Here is a 19164-nt window from a genome sequence, read left to right on the forward strand (position 1 = left end):
TTCGAATAATGAAGGCCTGGGGTTCGCCGGCCGTTAAAGCTTATAAGCAGCGTTCTGAATGGAGGTGGCCCGCATCAGGCTGCCTCCCGAGCACCCCTCACGGAGACGGGGGGCCTTGGGCATCTGTTAGTAGAGTTTAGGACCGAGATTCAAACGCCTGTCCAGATGCCCGGGAGAAGTGGTGCGGGTTGTTGCTATACGGAGAATGCAAACATTCTCCACCACCTCCACGGGCACTAATCCGGTCCCGGTCGCGCTGCCCGACTACCTCGACGCCCACGACCTAGCCTCGCTACTGGGCGTTCTCCCCGCGACCATCCTCCGCCGCTACCGGCTCGCACCCTGGACCTTGCCACCAAGGGCCTATTTGGGACCAAATTTCCCGCTGCGCTGGCGACGGGACGAGGTGTTGTGCTGGCTACCTGAGGGAGGGCGAGATTGCGGCTGCCTTTGCCTGGGAGCGCAATTGTAGAGTTATCACATGTGGTGACGAGCGCACTGGAGGGCTCGATGATTCCAATCTAGTCTGATTCGGCTTGGCGAGAGTTCAGCAGGGCTCCTGCGAGCAAGGGCGAGAACTGTACCACCCACCAAGCGCCTATTGCCGACCAGAACAGGAGCGCAAATGCTTCATGAAGGCCTCGCCACCGGGTAATCCTATGGTTTTCGCGGAGGGCATCGTCTCGCTTGATGCCAGCACGCGCACTGGAATCACTATGAGTGGTCGGAGCTACGTGTTGTCGGGCAAGTCCGGGCGTGAAACTGACTGCGCGGAGGCAGAAGCTTCCGCTGTTTTTTTTGAGCCCTTTTTTGAGCCCTTAGTTATGGGCTCTGTCACCAAACCGTGTTGGTAGTCGTGCCCATATTGGGCCTACGCGTTGTCCGCTACGGCTTTCAGACGGATGGCAGCTGCCCCCTCAGCCACGAAACCACAAAGGCGCCTGGAATATGGCTCTACACGCTCCGAGGTAGCTTCATCAACACAAGATAGTGACAGAACCTTTCTGAAAGCCTGGAGTGCAGTGCGGCCTGTACCGAGTCCGCACTCACACCCATATCCGGCGCACATGCAATGAATCGCGCATCACGTCGGCTTGCGGGCAACCGTCGGATGGCCGTCGCTTCGAGCCGTGGCAACGACAGTAGTAGCCCATGATTTCGTCACTGTCAGACTCGTCCTCATCATAGAGGGGTGCGTCGAAGTTACCAGCTCAACCTGCTGCACGACTTCACCAAAGTCCTCCCAGTTCGTCGTCGGTTTGAACCAACGAAGTCCAAGCTTTTCATCCTGAATGCGCAAGGACCAGACTTGCGACAGACCGTTGGCGAAACCTGCGCCCTGCTGCTGGCTCATGACCCCAAATATGCTCGTAGCTGGGGAAACGAATAATAGAAGACAAGCTGATGGTCGGCAGGAACTTCGGGCCTTAGTTGGTATAGTTGAGCCCTGTAAGTTCAACGACTTACAGGGCCTTCTTCATTTCAGGACTTTTTCTACGACTAGGCGAGGAGACTGATATGGGTTTTTTGAGCAGCTTGATTGCCAAACTGACCGGGGGTAATACCCCAAGCAAAGCAGAGAGAAGTACCCCAAGCGAAGCAGAACAGGTTTGGGTTGCTCAAGACCCCCCCTCAAGCCCACCACCTGCCTCTCAGGCGGCCTCTCCGGCGGAACGAGGTCAAGCGGTTGGGAGTGCCTCCGTTTCCGTATCGGTCATGGGGCCCCAAGGACCTGTGGATGTCACTATCCAGCAAGCGGAAATCGAGGAACGCGTTGGTCGATACAACTTTGTTCTTCGAAATGACTTGCCTGAACTCAAAACAGCAGAGCAATGGTGGAATGAGGAGACCCAGAAACGCCGGATGCGTGACGGTTCAGACAAGGCCTATGCCTGGCTAACCCCGTTCGTGCCATTGGGGCTTCTTAAGCTCCCCGAGCTGATTGAAATTCAGGCCAAATGGGGCCTCTCTACAGCTCACGTGGCAGTCAAAACACTGAGAGCCCAGATACGCGCCAAAAGGAAGGGTAAAGAGCCACACTCCGATTTGCTGCAGGCGTTGTACGGGGCAGCGGTAGTTGCTGACTTTGTGAACGCTCTTGCGTTCGAAGGTCTGCAGCCACACTACATGGCGCGCTTTGTGGCCACCACCGAGGTACAGGCCGCTGCATTCAGCTTTCCAACGTTGGGCTACCAGTCCATCTCGACCTTGGGCAAAACGGATGTGAAGTGGCTTGTTGAAGCATTCGGAGAGCCGGCTGAACACCAGTCTCTTGATGCTGCTTACCCGCACCTCAGACAAAACGCGATTAGCCGCTATTGCTGGCAAGAACTTCGTTGCTCGCAGAAAAGCCTGCCTGACCCGGATACGGCGATGCGGAACTGGCTAACCAAACTGGTCCGCAGGAACATTAGCTACTACAAAGAATGGGAACAGCGGATGGCTGCACACGATGCGGAATTTGCCAAGGAAGAGGACACTCTTGCCAAGGCCTGGGTCGCCATAGATGGCCCCCTCATAGTGGCCGACCTGGAAACCACGGGCCTTGACGCCAGCGAGGACGAAATCATCGAGATTGCCGCCGTTCAAGTTGACGCGAGCGGCAGGATAAGCGGCGAATACGCTGTCTTTGTCCGGCCCGGACAGCCCGTCCCCCCGGAGATTACTATTCTGACCGGTATTACCCAGAGGATGCTCGATGAGCAGGGGAAACCGCTCGATGAGGGATTGGCAGGTTTCTTGACTTTTGCTGGCAGCCTGCCCGTGTTCTTCCACAACGCCCCATTTGACGAAGGGTTTCTGCAGAATGCCGCTGCCCAGTGCAAAGTCAAATGGACCAATCCCATCTACGACACCTTATCAATGTCAAGGCAGGCATGGCCCGGACTGCGCTCGTACAGACTCGCCGTGCTGGCTGAAAAGGTCGGAGCGACTGCACCGACGCATCGCGCCCTTGATGATGCGAAGGCGACTTTGGCAGTATTGCTCGCGGCCAAGAGGGAGGTGCGGTCCCTTGTGGCAAACTGAAACAAATCCTGAAAAGGCTCTGTCACTCCGCAACAGCTTCATCGCCGCCCTGCCTTCCGTGCCCAACGCAGCCTCTGTGACTTCCGCCCTGGCTCCGACTGTGGAGCCCGATACGGTCCTCTGCTCTGACTCGGCGAGCGCCTACAAGAGACGGCTGGAAGAGCCCTCATGATTACGGTCCGGCAGATTCCACGGGGGACCCACAAGCTTGGCCCGTACCACATCCAGAACGTCAACGCGCTGCACAGCCGTATCAAGGCCCGCATGCGTCCGTTCCGAGGAGTGGCGACGAAAAACCTGCCGGTCTACCTTGCCCGGTTCCGATTCTTCGACCGGGCGCCGGGTGCCGCAGAGCCGCGCCAACTCTTGCTAGACGCGTTTGGAGTACCGGTCACCAACACAGATTAGTGACAGAGCCTAGTTATAAGGCGACCAATGGACCCGGTCGTAGAGGTCCGATGGCAATTCGATGTTCAACGTTCCGAACTTATCCAGCAGCTTCTTTGCGAGTTCGGGCGAGGCCACCTGTTCCGCGTAGAGGGTATGGGAGTAAACCAGCCCACCATCGTCGCTCTCGTTCGGCAAAATCTCTGCGTCTGCTAGGACTTCCGCATCCTCCTGGTCGATGCCGAGTTCACCGGCTAGCGCTTGCGCGAGAGTCAGCTTTGGCCCCTCATCATCGTGGTCGTCATCTCCGAACCACCGGAGCTTTGCAGAGTTGACCGTGCACTCAGGGGTGCCCACACAGACTCGACCGTAGCGGGTGAGGAACAGTGACGCGTCCACGCGGACGACATGCCCAACGTACGGCCGGTTGGGGTCCTGCTCCATGCCGACGTGTCCGTAAATGTGAAACTCCTCAACGTCGTCGTAAGGGATGTCCTTGAGCGATGTTTCGAAGGGCAAGTAGACCTCGCCGAGAGTGCCATTGGACATGGTCATCTCGCTGACGGTGTCGCCGTCGTTCAAGACTGTGTGGTCAATGTAGGCCCTTAACGCATCGTTGAGGGCGTCATCGGTTTTATGAACTTGGACGGTATGCAAGGCTTGCTTGAACGTGTCCACCAGCAGGGTAGCCAAGGCCTCCTCAGCGTAGCCGATGCCAAGCTCTTGCGCACGCTGCAGGAGCAACTCTTCATCGAGCACGATGTGCTTCGTGCCGGACAAGTCAGGCCGTTCTTCTTGCGAAGCCTGGTAAGCAGCCAGGGACTTATAGCCCAGAGCCGCAGCTACCAACTGGTGTGCGTGACCGAGGACGATGGGTTTGGGGAGCGAGGCACTATGGGCGCGAAGAGCGTAAGCGAGCGCACTGATACTCGATTCTCCATATCTGGCGCGGGGCATCGAGTGATTACATGCGCCGCACCTGCGAGAACACGCAAGGGTTGGTACGCAATGAACTAGAGGATGAGGCTGTGTCGGTTTTGAGTCACTCGCAACTCGGGCTGGCGCCATACCAGATACTCGGCCAAGCCGGGGGAGCGCGCTCGCGGCGCCACCTTGAGGCCCAAAGTGTCGGAAGCCGCGTCTCCCCAGATGGCGGGTCCTCTCGGACTGGCCATTTTTGTAGCCAAGCGGGCAAATCGGCCATGCGGTCGGCGGCGGTGTGCCCAGCGTTGCGCTCAAGCGATATAGTGAGGTGCTCCTCCACTGCACCGAATGCCATGTCTCGCTTGGGAATCGAACACCAGAACGGCCTAATCTACGAGGGCAGGGACAATCCGAGTAATCTCGCTGTTCCGACGCCGATGGTCTCGCAGTGCGCGCTCATAGAGTCCCCCTCTGACCTTCAAAACCTACCACGAGGAATGGATGGCGACCCGTTTCGCTGGGTTTTCAGAGAGGACTCGTTCGACCCGGTGTCCCGAGTGCGTCGGGGTCGCGTGTTTCAGCACTTAAGCGGAACTAATCGGGAGTTGGTCTCCGTTGATGCGCATCCATTTCTACCGTCGGACTTGAACCGGGGCAGGGGTGATGGTCGATTGCAGAAGGAGATGACGGTCTTCATTCACTGCACTCAGCTTGTGGCACGTTCCGACCGAGGAGAAGGCCTTCAGCTTGCAATCGGTCACGCGGGGGCGTACTCGCTCTGGCGAATTCTGCAGACTGAGCAAACGGTCAACCAAGACGTGCTGGTAACCCTTCGAGCGGAATCCGCGTACGGCGTTCTACCTACTCTCGACCTGGCTCAAATCCCGGGGGACGGGCGGCAAGCTGTAACCGAGGCCTACGACCGGGTCATGAACGTAGCGTATCGGGATTCCCCGACCTCGGTTGTAGACCAATGCCGGAACCTCTGCGCGGTTCTCATTGCTCGCTGGTTATATCAGCTGACGGGAAACGAGAAATCGCTCCACGATGACCTTGGAGGGGGCATATCAGCTGTCAAGAGCCACTTTGGGGACAAGGGACAACGGCTCGTCCGCGCTGCTCTTGAGGCAGTGAATCTTCTCCATCCTCGAGGGAAGGACAACGAGCGGGAGAGGTACAGCTTGCGGGCAGTGTCAAACGCGGACGCCGAGCTTGCGTTGCACGCAACGGGGTTCGTGATTAGAGAGATTGGCTGGGGGCACTAATACCTTGGCACACGAGTCGGGGAGCCCTGGATGCGTGGCGGGTGTCCGGCGGTACCGTCGAATTCACCAACATGGGGTTGGACTGCTCGCTGCAAAAGACAAAGCCGCCTGTGGACGGCTTTGGAAAGCATGTCGGAACGGTGCTCACAGTATCCCTTAGAGGCTAAGAACCTCGGGACCTCCGCGCTTGGAAAGCCACCCTTCGGGTACGCGAGCCAAATCGTTCTGCAAGAGTAGGAGACGCTATTGAAGATGAATGCTCCAGGTACTGTGGCCGGCATTGACATCGGCGGCACACGGAAGGGGTGTCACCTTGTCATCTTGCGAGGTCGCGACGTTGTCTGCGTTGTGAATAGCAGCAATCCGGAAGATTTGCACGAGCAATGTGTTCGGCACGAAGTTGCAGCTGTTGGCATCGATTCCCCATGTCGATGGAGTCTGGAAGGGGCGGGGAGGCTTGCGGAAAAGGAACTCGCTAGGGAGAGGATATTCTGCTTTTCGACTCCAACACAGGAGCGAGCCCTGGCAAGCACCAGCGGATTCTATAGTTGGATGTTCAGCGGCGAGAGAGTCTTTCAGACCTTTGCGCCGGGGTACCCTCTGCTGACTGAGAAGCGCTACTCCGGGGGACGAATCACCTTCGAGACATTTCCGCACGCAATTACCTGGGCGCTTCTGGGCAAGGAAGTCGCGTCGGCCAAACTGAAGCGCATTCAGCGGCGCAAGTTGCTGGAAGATGCCGGCATCGATACTAGGTCTCTAACCTCGATTGATGCTATAGACGCCGCGCTCTGTGCATTGACAGCACGGCTCTTGCTCCAGGGGAAAACGCGAGCTTACGGGGAAGCCCATGATGGGTACATCTTCGTACCCGATGCCGACTTACGGGAAATTGGCTCGCTCCTATGAGCCGCGCCCTGAGGTAGCCTACTAGGCCTCAGCGAAAGCTTCGACATCGTCAATGAGCTGTTGGAGCATGCCACGCCGAATCGCTTCGGGCGGTGCGATGCTATTCAGAGGCGTCTTAGCGTCTTGGTCGCCTTGAGGAACTGCCAATTGCTCTCGGGTCACCACCGTTAGGTGCTTTGTTCCCCTACCTTGAAATGCTCGGCGGACTGGCTTGCATTCACCGCGCGCTGAAGCCAATCAGGTAGAACACCGTTGCCGTCCCATGTGTGGCCATCGGCGTCCTTATAGCGAACGCAGGCTACAGCTTCTGCATTGGCAGGAGAGGGTCTTTCTGAGAAACATCCGGCTGCGACCAGGTCATCAATGGAGATGCCGTTGCGGGCCATTTGCGACTTGACCCAGAGAATTGCGTCGGCACGCTGCCGTAGCAGCTGCACCTCTGAGCCATGCAGGGGCGCGGGGAAGGATTGAGCGGTGAATCCTGGCACTGGTAAGCGGTTCGTCATTGACAACTAGGCTTGGACGGTACGCCTTGAGACGTGATGGACTATCTTAGCGGGCTTCCACTTCTTATCTTCCGAAAGAGAAGACTTGTTCGGCGGGGTGCTCCTCGCATCACTCGGTCAAGTTTCCCAGGATTTCCCTCCATTCTGCGTGCAGATGCACAGTCTCACCACATATGGGGTAGCGTCCAGAGTACCGTACTTAGCGATGACCCGGACGGTATCCGTCTGCCTGCTCCGTCGCCGTTTCCAGCGGAACGCCTTGCTTGCGGATTGACACTATAACGTCGGGCGCCATGATGATTCGGAAAACGAAGAGCTTCCGTAAGGGGCTCAGTAGTGAAACGTCCAGCCAACTCACTGTAGCGGCAAGGAGCATCAGGCTGGCCATGTCGCCAGGCGATAGGGCTTCATATGCGCCGCGCTGGCGCAATCAGTAGGGTTCAGTTCAGCAAGCCTAGCCTGTCAATCTCACGCAGAACAAATGGCGAGAGGCCTCCTCGCCTAAAGTTTGAAGCCTTCAATTCATTCCGAACGTACACCGCATCCCTGTCTCGCGGCAGGAGGTTGGAAACCTCCATAGCGGCAATTCGGGACATCCCAAGTTCCATTGCTGACACCATGGTCTTCGCCGATGCTCCGAGTTCCAAGAAGAGTGGAATGGGTGGCATTTCCTCATGAAGCCCCTCCTCCTCCAGTTTGAATTTCAGGATATCGAGGTAGCATCGCAAGAACTTCACATAGTGGTACCGAAGTTTGGTTTCGACCTGCTCCATAACCTTGCGTGCAACCGAGCCGACCAGCTTCGCATCGGCCTCATCAAGGTTCCGCACACGTCGCTCCCTGCTCACGCGATTGTCAATCAGATTGCGGAGAGTCTCGCCACGCATCCATGCCAGTGCAAACCAACCGTAGTACTCCTCTTCGCTCGTCAGCTTGCCTTCGAGATGTGTATGAATTGCGCGGAAGACAGCCTCGAGGCGCGTGCGCGGTTCAGGATAGTTCTGCCAAGGATGAACCGGAATCAAGCTGTCCAAGAACCCTTCCTTGTGCTGCCGAGAGAAATGGTCATAGAGCTTTTGCTGACGTAGAGGAGACACCAGATTGTTTCGCCGAAGTAGTGATGTCGGCAACGACACCTTGCCCTGCACGGCAAGAATCGCATCCTTTAATGCGGATGTGTCCACATCTGGATGTCGAGCCAACGCACGAGAGATGGTTTGTTCAATTACTCCTTCTCGAGCGTCAATAAACAATCTCGAAAATACGCTCTCGGCGAGCGCCAACTTCTTGTCGCCGGAAGGGTGCTCGTGGTCGGTTGCGAATGCCAGAAGAGCATCCTGTCTAGCGCACAGTGCATCGCATATGGCCGGCTCCACATCGGTCGTCTGCTGGTCTTCAACTGGCTTAGTTTCCCAATCGTCGTAGTCAACCAGAAACACATTGCCATGCGTATCGCGTTTCAGTCGCCCGGCTCTTCCGGCGAGATTCCAAAACTCGTCGGCCTCTAGCGGGCCTGCACTTCCCTTTCGTGGATTCTTTAGAAAGATGTTTCGTGCGGGGAGGTTGACTCCCTGCAAGAGCGTAGATGTACAGACAAGATACTTGATGTGGCCATCGTCGAAGTACTCCTCAACGGACTTCGAAATGGTTGTCGGCAGCCTTCCGTAGTGGATGCCTACCCCATGCTTCAGTACTTTCGCCAGCGCGAACTCTGGATGAATGTGCTCAGCCACAAAGTTTGCGAGGTCCTCCAGCGGTGACCCCTTATAGTCGGCGACCTCCGGCAACTCGGACGAGAGCTCAAAGGCCGAAGCGTCTGCAGCAGACGGTCGCCACGCGTATAGGATACTTTGCCCTTCTCGCCCCAACTCTAAGGCTGCAGTTACGAGCCTTTTCCTGTCCGCGATGCTCCTTTTGGTGAGTACACGGCCTAGTGACAACGCATCTTGCCCTGGTCGGTAAAGCTGAACCGTCAGATGCTTCTCTGCGCCACGGCCCGCGCCCGCAACAAAGAGCAAGTTTTGGCGTACAGGCCTGATGGCACCTCGGATAGTCTCGAGTTTTGCTGTACCCAACAGTGGGGCAATCGTACGAGCATCCTTCGAGCTGGGCGTAATGAAGAGCATCTTCGTCGTGGCGGACCGTTCAAGAGCTTCTTCCAAGCAGCCAAGCAGAAGGATGCCGCGGTCTTCCTCCCCAATCTGCTGCGCCTCATCAACTACGACCATATCGAAGCAGGTGTCAGATTCGTTTAGAATCGTTTGCCACCGCTCCTGAGTCATGACGAAGACGAGGCTCTTTGCAGCATATAGCTCGTCGTTCAGGAGAGGAGCGCTAGTAACGACGACCCTATCTGATAGTGGTTTAAGTGCCTGCGTCAGGCTCGCCTGTACCTCATAGATGAGAGAGCGAGAGGGTACGACATAGACAATATTTTTAGGCGTCTTGCTACTAGCCAGTTGGTCAAGCAGGAAGGTCTGTACCAAAAAGGACTTGCCAGCCGACGTCGGGGCCGACACATTTACGAACTGATGCGCATGTAGCCGCGACCACACGTCAGCTTGAAAATCCGTGAGCACAATCTCTTGGTCTAGAACGGATATGGTGTTTTGACGCCGGCGAGCCGCCTCGCGAAGCCTGAGCAACCAGGGCAAATCGTCATCCGCAAGCGAACCGTTCGAAACGTAGTCGCCGGCAGGAAAGTTTCCGATTTCAGCAAGAACATGACGCCAAACGCTCCGTAGGTCCGATTCTTCGGACTCGCAGGCCGCCAGAGAGTACGCAATTTCCTGAGCAAGCCCCATGTGTCTGGGGTCAGATGAACGCGCCAATGCGACGGCTGCCTGGCTCAGCTTCGCAGTCTGAATTGGTGCAAGCGTCGGAACCTCGCCCAACAGTGATGCGAGGCTCTGATGCTGAAGCTCGGCCAGCGCTGTACGGAACAAGGGACTAGTCTCGATGCGCTCTGCGAGCCTATAAGCGAAGTCAGCCATTCATCGCCTCCTGGAACTGCTCTCTGAAATCGTCCACCGAAGGCACAGGGAAGATGAACAAATCAACGTTCTCCAGTTCGATACCATTGCTCGTCAAGTGGCCTCGTGCCGTGTGGATTTTCGACGCCATTGCAGCCTTGTAGTAATGAAGAAACGTCTTTTCTATATCAGCCAGCGCAATGCTTTCTAGTTTTCCGTAAGCGTGATAGTCGAAACCAACCAGAACTGCAAAGCGGTCGATTCTTCGGTTCGCCTCTTCCGTTTCATACGGATTCAGAAATCGAAGTAATTGGTCAACACCGGCCTGTGGAAATTTGTCCAAATCTTGAAAGGCCGCAATCAATCGCAGCTCTTGGTCCAGCCGGCCTTCCTCATTTGAGGCCAGACCTGCGACCGACTCTGCAGCATCCCTCATGGCGTTCGCGAAGACTTTGTGCATCTTTGATTCCCCGAAGTAGAGAATCAGCGAGTCGGTCTCAGTAGACCACGCCGCATGCAGGCCATCTGCCCCATGGACGGGCATGTTGCGATTAGTCTTCAGTCGCATCTTGGAGACAACCAAGGGGGCCTTAAGATAGTGTTCGATAAGCGCGTACAGCAAGAGCTCCCCGCCTTCTCCAGACCGCTCACCTCCCGCGGTCATGAACAGCTTTCGAGCCATCGCCCCTACTTCTTCAGAAGCCGCTGTTTCTAAGTCGCTAACTTCTTCATCCCGACGTCGAGCCTCACGTCGCTCCGAACGGGTAGCGCAGAACTTGGTTATCTCTCGGACTAGCATCTTCGCTAACGCTTCCATTGTCGGTTTGCGCCCCTTGAAGATGGGGTACAGAAAATGGGCACGTACGCAAGGTTGCGTCGGCGAGACAAAGTCAACCCTCTTGATGCGAGCATCGATGGGATGACGCTCAACCATACGGTCAAACGCGCCCGCCAGTGAACCTGTCGATGAGGACTTCTCTTGCATTCCGCGATATACCTATGAGCACGCTTACGGGTCCTGGCGGCGCACCTGCGACGACCTAACGTAGTCCAGGCATAAGCGTTATTTATGTCTACTAAACTTCAGGCGAATAGTTTACATCGGCAGTTCATAAGGTGTGACCTCCCCACCAAAGAGGGGTGTTGTGGGTAGATTCCTGTTGCGTCATGAAAAAGCCGATGAAAACGTGCGATACTACCGTTGGAAATTATAGCTCTGAAACAAACGTAGAATACTCACGCATAAGAAACAGACATGATTTCGTTTCGCCAGAAGGTGACTCTTCATGAAATCGAAGAGGCCTACAAATTAGTTGGTGACGAAAGGGGCGCTATTCTTCGCGTGCCTTCTGCATTGAGATTTGGTGGGAATATTGGTGTGCCAGGGGCGTTAATCCAGTTTATATCGTACTGGGCTCGTGCAATTACCCATTCCCATCTGCGCTTGTATGGCAGTGCTGAAACGCAAGCTTCGAGTGAATCGTTGGCGCAGGAGCCACATGGTATAGCGGCACTGTATTTTGCGTCACAGACGAGTGATGCTAGTGATGGGTCAATACCTAAGCGCTTGGCCTTACAGCCTGCAGTCCCACGTATCGCAGCGATGCAAGAAGGCCGCTATCTCGAGACCATGCACGGTCGGGGGGTATTTCTGGCTTGTTTCGCGGGAGCGAAGAACGAGTATTTGAAGCCGTTCTATGCTGCGGGTTCTGAGGGGAGTCTTCGTTCTCGTGATGAATTTATAACGCTGACCGGAAAGATAATTGGTGCCTGTGCTCCGTTGACCGAAAAGAGACTGACTGAGAACAGACTGAATGCCATCGGCGCGCTCTTATATGAGCTATTCAAAAACACCCACGAACACGCGGTTACGGATGAATCGGGTGTTCGGTATGAGAAGAATATCCGAGCAGTTTTAGCCAAGTTCGTTTCCGTTCAAGGCAACAAGGATGCCGAGGGAATTCTATCTAGTGAGGACTCTTCCCATGCATTCTTTTTCCTGAGGAACCTCGCAAACAAACAGCGGCATATGCAAGAAGATGGACGTCTCCGTTCGGGAGTGCAATCCCACTTCCTAGAATTGACCGTTCTGGATACGGGACCGGGCTTGGTCCGTCGCTGGCTCTCTAGATTCCCAGGGAAGGCATTGAGTGATTTGTCCATTGAGGACGAGGTAGAAATCGTCAAGCGCTGTTTCGAGATGCATGCTTCAACGAAAGAGAATCGTTCCAGTGGTGGCGGCCTTGACCGCGTCGTCCAGACTCTCATGGAACTCAAAGGATTTCTACGCCTTCGGACGGGACGCGTGTGTCTTGTTCAGGATTTTTCCTCGGACAAGTCCCGCACCTTCTCGCCTCGTCACTGGGACACTGCTCAAGAGGAACTACCCCTGACCGCAGGGGCTGTCTATTCCATCATTATTCCACTCTCCCGGACGCAGCCATGAAAGGATACTTTGCCTTTGAATGGGCTGGCGTGACGAAGGCCAACGGCGCTCATACAAACGTTCGCGTCCTGTTTAAGCCGTCGGGGTCTTGTAATGACGCTGAGTTGGCAAGCGCCATCGAACAGTGTTTAGATGCAGTCCTTGCACCTGACATTATTGTGCTCATCTGCGCGGAGTCCGAGGTAAAAGAGCTACTCGACGCGTTTAAGCGCGCCGAACTCGTACAGGCGGCACGGCGAGCATCGTCGAAGGTTTGCATTGCTTTGTGCTCATTCGACAAGTCCGGCTCAATTCGAATGAGGAAGCAAATTCGCAACCCCATCGATGGGCTTCCGTTGCTTCTCAATACGCACTCGGACGACATCAGGAAAGCGGGCCTCGCAGAACTCTTTTCATCTCCCCACGTGCTTGTTACGGCCCCACCGGGATTCACTTTCGTGAAGCCGTCTCAAAAGCGCTCGACATATTTTCTTCGCGCTGAAGAGGCACTGACTGAAACCGAGAACGTACAGTTTCTAGCCTTCTGCCTGCTACAACGAATCGCTACGCGTCAACAGGAGGTGAAAGCTCCCATCGACGTCATATTTATCGATTCGATGGCAATTGCTACGGTCGCCTACGCCCTTCGTGACCTCTACTGTGCCCTCTACGAGCAGCGCCATCCGCGCGTTGAGAGCTTTCATTCGCATGAAGGTCTGGCAAAGCTGAGGTCTCCTCTCCCTGGTACCTCGTTCTGTTTGATATCCGCATCCTCGTCGATGAGCCTGGAAAAGGATTGGCGAGACCAGACCAACTGCTTCCCGAGCGAAGTTGTCACGCTCTTGACGCTGGATAGTGCTGAGAATGCTGTGAAAGCACTTCACGCACTGGATGGCAACACCATTTCCAAAGACGGTTCCGGCGGGTCCACAGTTCTCAAGGACCTTCCAATTGTTGGCGAGCGCTTTTTGCCTGAGGAGTTCCTCCCCAAGAAGGTCATTTTGCGAAAGAAGGAGCACGAACTGAAGGAGGCTGACCTCATTGCCAAACATTTTAGGTTCGGATGCTTCAGCGTGAGGACTCGTGTGCATCCGACAGCAAAGCCGCGTGCTATCTATTTTGACGGAAACAAGCTACTCGAGGTCGACGCGTTCTCGAAGCACCTCGATAAGATTCTTCGCCAGAAAGTCGCTGCTAGCGTTCAAGCGATTGTCCACCAGGATGACGAAGCTTCTTTGAGGCTTGCAACGGCATGTAGTGAGAGACTGGCGAAGTTTGCAAAGCGTCAAGGGCCGCTTCCAGTCATTTCGCAAATGTCTCTTGAGGACGGGGCCATTTCTCTCGATGAGCACGATGCTATTGTGGTCGTGGCAGCAGTTGTTGGCCGCGGAACAAAGTTGCTATCAATCAGCCGCGACCTGCGCAATGTGCATAAGGGAGCACGGACGTACATCATTGGGGTGCAGATTGCTGAAACGCGCTCTGAGACTACGACCCTTGGCCACAACCTCAAGTACTCCGCCGAAAAGGCCGTCATTGGTGTCGAGCCCTATCTTTCATTGGCGGTCGGGAAGGGACTGTCAGACTCCTTTGATGCTGAGTATTCCTCCTTCCAGAGCATAGCAAGCTCGCTAGGCAACTACGTATCTCAGCGACATAAGCTCCTTCCCGGCAGCACTGACGGGCTCACAGCCAACTGCTTTCTACCGTCAGGGGCATCTCTTGATGTGCCTCTTCACCTTAGAGAGGATTTTGCGTATTGGCCCGCTATCTATACGGAAGACGAGGATAGCGGCCCGGCTGTCTTCGCGACCATTGCGGCAATCCTTCAGCGAGCTCGGGACGAGCAGTTCACCGAGTCGGAACACCGGTTAAACACCGACGCATTTCAGCAGGTGGTGCTCGCGCCAGACAACTTTGCGCGGTACAACGACGGAATTATTCAGACTGCAATGCTTCGTGCGGCGCATCCCAGCGAACTCGATTATTCGCGAGAGGCCACATGCAGTGGCTTCATGCTCGATTTCCTATTGAGAATCTTTCAGCAGTCATCGAAGCGCCAAGGTGAGGCCGCTGCAGAGTTCGCTCTCGCACTACATACCGGTCGACTGAAACTGCGTAACGAAGACCTCGCTCGACTCAAAGAGCTAGCCTCGAACGTACTTGGAGACGACACGCCACTAACGATGTTGTTGCGGCGTCTGCTCGGACTCCAGTTGCCTGACATGGAAGAAGAACTTCCCGAGGAATTTTGAGCACAGCGATTGAACTAGGACAAGTATGGACCAAGCATGGTTCGAGATGGATGCAATCTGCAAGCGGCGTCTAGTGAATGCCTCTTGGATTCCGCTGCGGCAATCAATGTCCATTCAGCAGAAGGGGAGGTACGCTTACGCCGGGTATCTTGAAGAGTATTGGGGCGCCGGTTCGGTAGCATTCCCTGTCGCCTGTGAACCCGGTACCAAAAAACTTGGGTGGATGGATGTCAGCCCCAGCCATAGCCACCGGCCGTGGATTCGTGACAAGGAATACCTACCTTCCGACCGTTTTGAGGGCTTTGGAGACAACCTGGCAGGACTACATCTGGTTTTGGAGCAGGAAGGCCAGGGCTCAAAGGATACCGAGTGGCACCTGCATCAAGACATAGTACTGGCATTTGGCCTTTTTCGTGAGGCAGATATTTGGGTCTGCCCTGGAGAAGGATACTTGCCCGTCGCAAAGCTCACCAGGAACGAGCGAGGTCGCCCCGTCGAATTGCTGATACGCATGGAACATCTTCGAGACTACTTGTGTGCGCGCGGAATGGGTCTCTTCGTCGCCACATTCGTCTCACGGGACGAGATTATGGAGGATGTCTCTGCGCTCGACTGGGCCGAAAACGGTAGGAAGACAGAATGGGAAGGTGGCCGCTGGGAGGGCCGAGCATGGGCAATCCACGAAGGTCGAGGAGAGCACTATGACAGCGAAACAGCAGTGTTTCACGTCGCGAATTCGAGCCTCGACACTGAAGAGGACGTACCAAAGTTTGATTTTGGTAACGTCGACGGGAAGACGAGTACGTGGCGAGTGCAAGCGCAAGGTCGCAGACTCTTCCGTGTGATGGGCGAGCTGTGGAAGGAAGAGTGGATTCCGCCGGCGGACGCTAGCCCGCGAGTCAAGGGCGATGATGTCCCCCCAACCGCTTTTTTCGCTGTAGATGGTTCCGGAACTCGCGAATCTCGCCTAACGCTTTCGAGGAAGGGGCAATGGCTTTGGTTTCGACCGGAGCTGGTTCCCGCGCTTCTGCAATATCGTGACTCGAAGCTCGGCTGGTACACCAGGGATACTGGCGCAGTAGGTGCGACAGAGGATACGGTCCACTTCGGCATCAACGAGGCTTCATGCATAAACGTCTATGCGAAAGATGTTGGTGCCCTGGATGATTGGGAGCAACGCATTTGGGCTGGGTTCAACATCAGTCCCGAGGGAAAAGTTTGCACGGAACTCATGGACTCGCAGATACGCACGAAGCCGGCAGACACACAGGCGCCAGAGCCGTTCATTGCGAGTGTGCTTAACGGCATTGATGAGGCGTTTTTGGTGCGTTTCGGCGGGCCCCTCTTTCGGCCGCATCCTGACGTTCAAAGCATCATTAGCAGATGCCATCGCTTCCGTGGACTAGAGCCTCACGGGTTGCTTTCACTGGCGAAGGACTTGGCTCGACTCACCGCGGACAGCATTGATGCAACCATGTTGCTCAAGCAGATTGAGGTCCCCACCGGCAAACAGCCACCAGGTTCGCTAAAGGCGCTTGAGAAGGTGCTCGCGAGCCTGCTCGATGAAGGCCAGGCCGCAATGATTATGGCCCCGCTCTTTGGCATCTACGACCTACGGCTCGCAGACGCGCATTTGGGCACCAGCAAGATTGCGGATGCATTTGCCAGAGCGGGAGTAGACCAAGCACAGACAGGACTTCAGCAAGCATTACAATTGCTGCAAAGCTTCATCACTACGCTGGAGAACATTCGGTGCGCGGTGCTATGCAAACAAGCGTAGGCTAGGGAGCAGTGATTTTGGCTAGTTGACGACGTATCGGAACTGTTCCCGGTTCCCTGGGCTGGGCGGCTGCGTCGCTTGCATCTATCAGCAAACGTCCTACACTGCAGTCACGCGCCTCCTCGGCGCCTCATCGTTGCCACCAGAAGCAGAACTACACCTCGGCAACAATCTCCCAGTCTTGTTTGCATACGCACTATCGCTGAAGCACCCCGCTAGCTCAATGCGTCGCTCGTGCGGCGGCCTGCAAGCACGGTCGTGCTGCACCTGTAGCCTATTCCGAGCGCTTTCGCCCTCGGAGGGACTATTGCAGCCAACAGGCTGCTGCCTACTGAAGCGACATTGGGCTCTAGCTGAGCAGCAAGCAGACGGAATGCTGCCTTGTCGCGGCAGGAAAGTACTCATGCCAATCTGGTCAGTTGCGGGCGTCGATGAGCAGCCCGACATCACTCTCCGTCGTTGGAGAGTCTATGAAACAGAGCGCGGCGAGCGCCATTTCGTCGGCTACTGCGTGGAGAACGAGTCAGGCAGGGTGAGCTCTGCAATCATGTCCTTTGACGCCAAGTCGAGAACAGGCATCACCCGCAGTGGGAGGCGATACATTCTCTCCGGGGAGCCCGGCATAGACCAGGATGCTCTGCATGTGTGGAGCTTTTGGTCTGTGCGCAATCGCGTCACTGAGACCAAGGACGTCAGCGGCGAATACGTTGCGCTCGAGCCTCGCCATGATAGGCAGCACTGATGGCGTTAGGTAGGGACCATCATGACATTAGTCACTACATCGCAGGCAGCTCAGCCGAAGCCGAGCTATGTCTGGGAATGGCGGTTGCTCGAGACATACCGTGGCGACCGACACGCTTTCGGCAAATTTTCGAACACTAGAGGGTACTGGGCGAGTCCTCCCATTGTTCGATTGGACTTCGGCTCCAGGAAAGGCATTGCAAGCGATGGGAGGCAGTTCCTATTGGTCGGTGAGCCTGGCGCCGCGGCGGAAGCCGAGCGCTTCATCTCGCTGTGTGCAGTGTTTGATGAGCGATTGCAAACCACAAAGGATGTCACCGCCGAGTTTCTTTCGCACGAGAGTACGCGAGGGCAGAACGGGGCTAAGCGCAGACTCCATGACATCTGCCTGCACCACTCTGAAATCCTTCGGCCATTGCGGTGAGGTCGCAGCATTTCCTGCCGAGCAACCAGGAGCGAAATCATGTCTGCGTGGACTTCTATGCCGAATGATATTGCGGGAGACGCAATCCTGACAGAGTGGCGCGTGATGCAAACATACGGTGGAACCACGCACTTTGTCGGCCGCTGTAGGCGAAGCTGCGGCGTTTATCGCGTCAGTCCTCCAATCGTCTCCTTTGATGCCAAAACCCGGGTGGGTGTCACCAAGACCGGTCTTCGATACGCCCTGACAGGATTCGCCGGCCAAGACCGTGGGCTCTGGAGGCTTTGTTGGCTCATCGCAACTTGGGATAACAAGGTTTCGGGCGCTAAGGACGTGACAGGCGAGTACCCGTCAGATGAGTTTGAATACAAAGATTCTGCGTAGAAGCCTCCGTGAGCGTACGGTGCCTTGAAGTCCCTGACGGGATGTGTCCCGAGTTTGCCAGCCATGCAGGAGGCAAGCCTTGCTTCGTATTACGATAGAGTTACTTCCTGGCGGCCGAGAAAGCGGTCGCAGGGTTATTGCCACTGCCGATATCGCTCGCATCAACGGCGGGCGATTGGGTACCTACGCAGTGGCGCTTAGCGAGGAACCTTTTGGCTTGGTGGCAAAGGGGCAGCTTCTGGACTATCCGAGGTACGCTGCCAGCATCTGGGACCTCGCTGCCAGATGTGTCACCGTGGCGATGAACGGGAAGGAGGAACTGCCTAGTCGGCCGACTCCTCTGGAGGTACCGAGTCATCGTGCCGGCTCCCTAGCATATGTTCGGTTGAGCGATATCCCGGAGCCCGCCCGTTCGCTCTTTGAGCGCAACATCGAGCAATCTAGTTGCCCTCTGATGCCCGGTGAGGCCGAGCCAGGCTGTGCCTACCTGTGGGATTGGGAGGACTTCATTGACGGTAACCGGTGAGTCGCGCAGGCCGGCCTTGCATTCGGTTGTAGTCGGCCTGGACTCAAGCCACGCGTCCAAGTGGCGTATCACCTGTTGCCGCTACAAGCATAACCAAATTCCGGCAGCACATTCCGGCGCACAAACGTATATCCAGGGACGGAGGCAATGAAGCTACGTATCGTGAAATGGGGCAATAGTCTTGCGCTACGTATCCCCGCCGGATACGTTCGGCACCTAGGCCTCAAAGTGGGTGACCGGGTGCAGGCCAATATGACTGTGGACGGCAGTATCACTATTCGCACAGCCAGATGGGACCGCAATGCCTTCGCGCGGGAACTGGAGTCAGTGCGCGGGGGGATGCCAATGACCGAGTCTGTCATGGAGGAACTTCGGCACCGAGCACGTTACTGACGGTGTACGTTGGTGGTGCTCTACGTGAACGCGTCGTAGACACCCTCCGAGAGGTGGCTACGCGCCTTGGCCCAGTTCGCCTTGCATCCCCCAGCAAACGGCCTAGACTCAAGTCACGCGCCTCACCGGCGCATCAGCTGTTGCCGACACAAGCAGAACTACATCCTGGCAACGATTCTTCCCACGCTTGCTTGCAATCTGCCCAACAGGGCAATGTGCTGCCGACCCGTTACCGCGTGTACCGGG

The 19164-nt window shown here is 56.0% G+C and carries 12 protein-coding genes and 1 pseudogene; 8 read left to right on the forward strand and 5 right to left on the reverse strand.

Features of this window, described 5'->3' with window-relative positions:
• Positions 1-1084: 1084 nt before the first annotated feature.
• Entirely contained in the window at positions 1085-1354 is a 270-nt protein-coding gene (locus AC1Z3O_RS24435) for a hypothetical protein (RefSeq protein WP_483518444.1), read from the reverse strand.
• Between the two features lie 164 nt (positions 1355-1518).
• Here AC1Z3O_RS24435 and AC1Z3O_RS24440 point away from each other — a divergent pair, with 164 nt between their 5' ends.
• Positions 1519-3027 (forward strand): 3'-5' exonuclease, encoded by a 1509-nt coding sequence (locus AC1Z3O_RS24440; RefSeq protein ID WP_483518445.1) that lies wholly within the window; start codon positions 1519-1521, stop codon positions 3025-3027.
• A 28-nt stretch (positions 3028-3055) separates the two neighbouring features.
• A pseudogene (locus AC1Z3O_RS24445) lies at positions 3056-3435 on the forward strand (IS1595-like element ISCARN43 family transposase); the annotation flags it as partial.
• A 9-nt stretch (positions 3436-3444) separates the two neighbouring features.
• On the opposite strand, the gene AC1Z3O_RS24450 reads toward AC1Z3O_RS24445, so the two are convergent.
• The gene (locus tag AC1Z3O_RS24450; RefSeq protein WP_483518446.1) at positions 3445-4194 is read right to left on the reverse strand and encodes a peptide ABC transporter permease; all 750 of its coding nucleotides are present in this window, start codon (positions 4192-4194) and stop codon (positions 3445-3447) included.
• Between the two features lie 1661 nt (positions 4195-5855).
• Between AC1Z3O_RS24450 and AC1Z3O_RS24455 the strand changes: the two genes are divergently transcribed.
• Positions 5856-6512, forward strand: coding sequence for a DUF429 domain-containing protein (locus tag AC1Z3O_RS24455; RefSeq protein ID WP_483521963.1), 657 nt, complete (start codon positions 5856-5858; stop codon positions 6510-6512).
• A 167-nt stretch (positions 6513-6679) separates the two neighbouring features.
• Here AC1Z3O_RS24455 and AC1Z3O_RS24460 read toward each other — a convergent pair whose 3' ends face one another.
• The 3 genes from AC1Z3O_RS24460 to AC1Z3O_RS24470 form a co-directional block, all read right to left on the reverse strand.
• Positions 6680-7018 carry a histidine biosynthesis protein gene (locus tag AC1Z3O_RS24460; protein ID WP_483518447.1) on the reverse strand — a complete coding sequence of 113 codons (339 nt, stop codon included), beginning with the start codon at positions 7016-7018 and terminating at the stop codon, positions 6680-6682.
• A gap of 440 nt (positions 7019-7458) precedes the next feature.
• Positions 7459-10011, reverse strand: a complete 2553-nt coding sequence (locus AC1Z3O_RS24465) for a DEAD/DEAH box helicase (protein WP_483518448.1) — start codon at positions 10009-10011, stop codon at positions 7459-7461.
• Positions 10004-10975 carry a HamA C-terminal domain-containing protein gene (locus tag AC1Z3O_RS24470; protein ID WP_483518449.1) on the reverse strand — a complete coding sequence of 324 codons (972 nt, stop codon included), beginning with the start codon at positions 10973-10975 and terminating at the stop codon, positions 10004-10006. Before AC1Z3O_RS24470 ends, AC1Z3O_RS24465 begins: the two co-directional genes overlap by 8 nt.
• A gap of 270 nt (positions 10976-11245) precedes the next feature.
• On the opposite strand from AC1Z3O_RS24470, the gene AC1Z3O_RS24475 reads away from it, so the two are divergent.
• The 5 genes from AC1Z3O_RS24475 (at position 11246) to AC1Z3O_RS24495 (ending at position 18918) form a co-directional block, all read left to right on the forward strand.
• Entirely contained in the window at positions 11246-12436 is a 1191-nt protein-coding gene (locus AC1Z3O_RS24475) for a hypothetical protein (protein WP_483518450.1), read from the forward strand.
• Positions 12433-14670, forward strand: coding sequence for a hypothetical protein (locus AC1Z3O_RS24480; protein WP_483518451.1), 2238 nt, complete (start codon positions 12433-12435; stop codon positions 14668-14670). The genes AC1Z3O_RS24475 and AC1Z3O_RS24480 overlap by 4 nt, the downstream gene beginning before the upstream one ends.
• 25 nt (positions 14671-14695) lie before the next feature.
• Positions 14696-16450 (forward strand): hypothetical protein, encoded by a 1755-nt coding sequence (locus tag AC1Z3O_RS24485; protein WP_483518452.1) that lies wholly within the window; start codon positions 14696-14698, stop codon positions 16448-16450.
• Positions 16451-16853: 403 nt separating this feature from the next.
• Entirely contained in the window at positions 16854-17192 is a 339-nt protein-coding gene (locus AC1Z3O_RS24490; RefSeq protein ID WP_483518453.1) for a hypothetical protein, read from the forward strand.
• A 1480-nt stretch (positions 17193-18672) separates the two neighbouring features.
• Positions 18673-18918 carry an AbrB/MazE/SpoVT family DNA-binding domain-containing protein gene (locus tag AC1Z3O_RS24495; RefSeq protein WP_483518454.1) on the forward strand — a complete coding sequence of 82 codons (246 nt, stop codon included), beginning with the start codon at positions 18673-18675 and terminating at the stop codon, positions 18916-18918.
• The last annotated feature ends 246 nt before the right edge of the window (positions 18919-19164 follow it).

The sequence above is a fragment of the Cupriavidus sp. 09_S30 genome (assembly GCF_056930435.1).

Bases quoted from the DNA above. Each gene is read 5' to 3' on its own strand.
- AC1Z3O_RS24490 (WP_483518453.1), top strand. From the start codon at position 16,854: ATGCCAATCTGGTCAGTTGCGGGCGTCGATGAGCAGCCCGACATCACT.
- AC1Z3O_RS24460 (WP_483518447.1), bottom strand. From the start codon at position 7,018: ATGACGAACCGCTTACCAGTGCCAGGATTCACCGCTCAATCCTTCCCC.
- AC1Z3O_RS24495 (WP_483518454.1), top strand. From the start codon at position 18,673: ATGAAGCTACGTATCGTGAAATGGGGCAATAGTCTTGCGCTACGTATC.
- AC1Z3O_RS24465 (WP_483518448.1), bottom strand. From the start codon at position 10,011: ATGGCTGACTTCGCTTATAGGCTCGCAGAGCGCATCGAGACTAGTCCC.
- AC1Z3O_RS24480 (WP_483518451.1), top strand. From the start codon at position 12,433: ATGAAAGGATACTTTGCCTTTGAATGGGCTGGCGTGACGAAGGCCAAC.
- AC1Z3O_RS24440 (WP_483518445.1), top strand. From the start codon at position 1,519: ATGGGTTTTTTGAGCAGCTTGATTGCCAAACTGACCGGGGGTAATACC.
- AC1Z3O_RS24475 (WP_483518450.1), top strand. From the start codon at position 11,246: ATGATTTCGTTTCGCCAGAAGGTGACTCTTCATGAAATCGAAGAGGCC.
- AC1Z3O_RS24485 (WP_483518452.1), top strand. From the start codon at position 14,696: ATGGACCAAGCATGGTTCGAGATGGATGCAATCTGCAAGCGGCGTCTA.
- AC1Z3O_RS24435 (WP_483518444.1), bottom strand. From the start codon at position 1,354: ATGAGCCAGCAGCAGGGCGCAGGTTTCGCCAACGGTCTGTCGCAAGTC.
- AC1Z3O_RS24470 (WP_483518449.1), bottom strand. From the start codon at position 10,975: ATGCAAGAGAAGTCCTCATCGACAGGTTCACTGGCGGGCGCGTTTGAC.
- AC1Z3O_RS24455 (WP_483521963.1), top strand. From the start codon at position 5,856: ATGAATGCTCCAGGTACTGTGGCCGGCATTGACATCGGCGGCACACGG.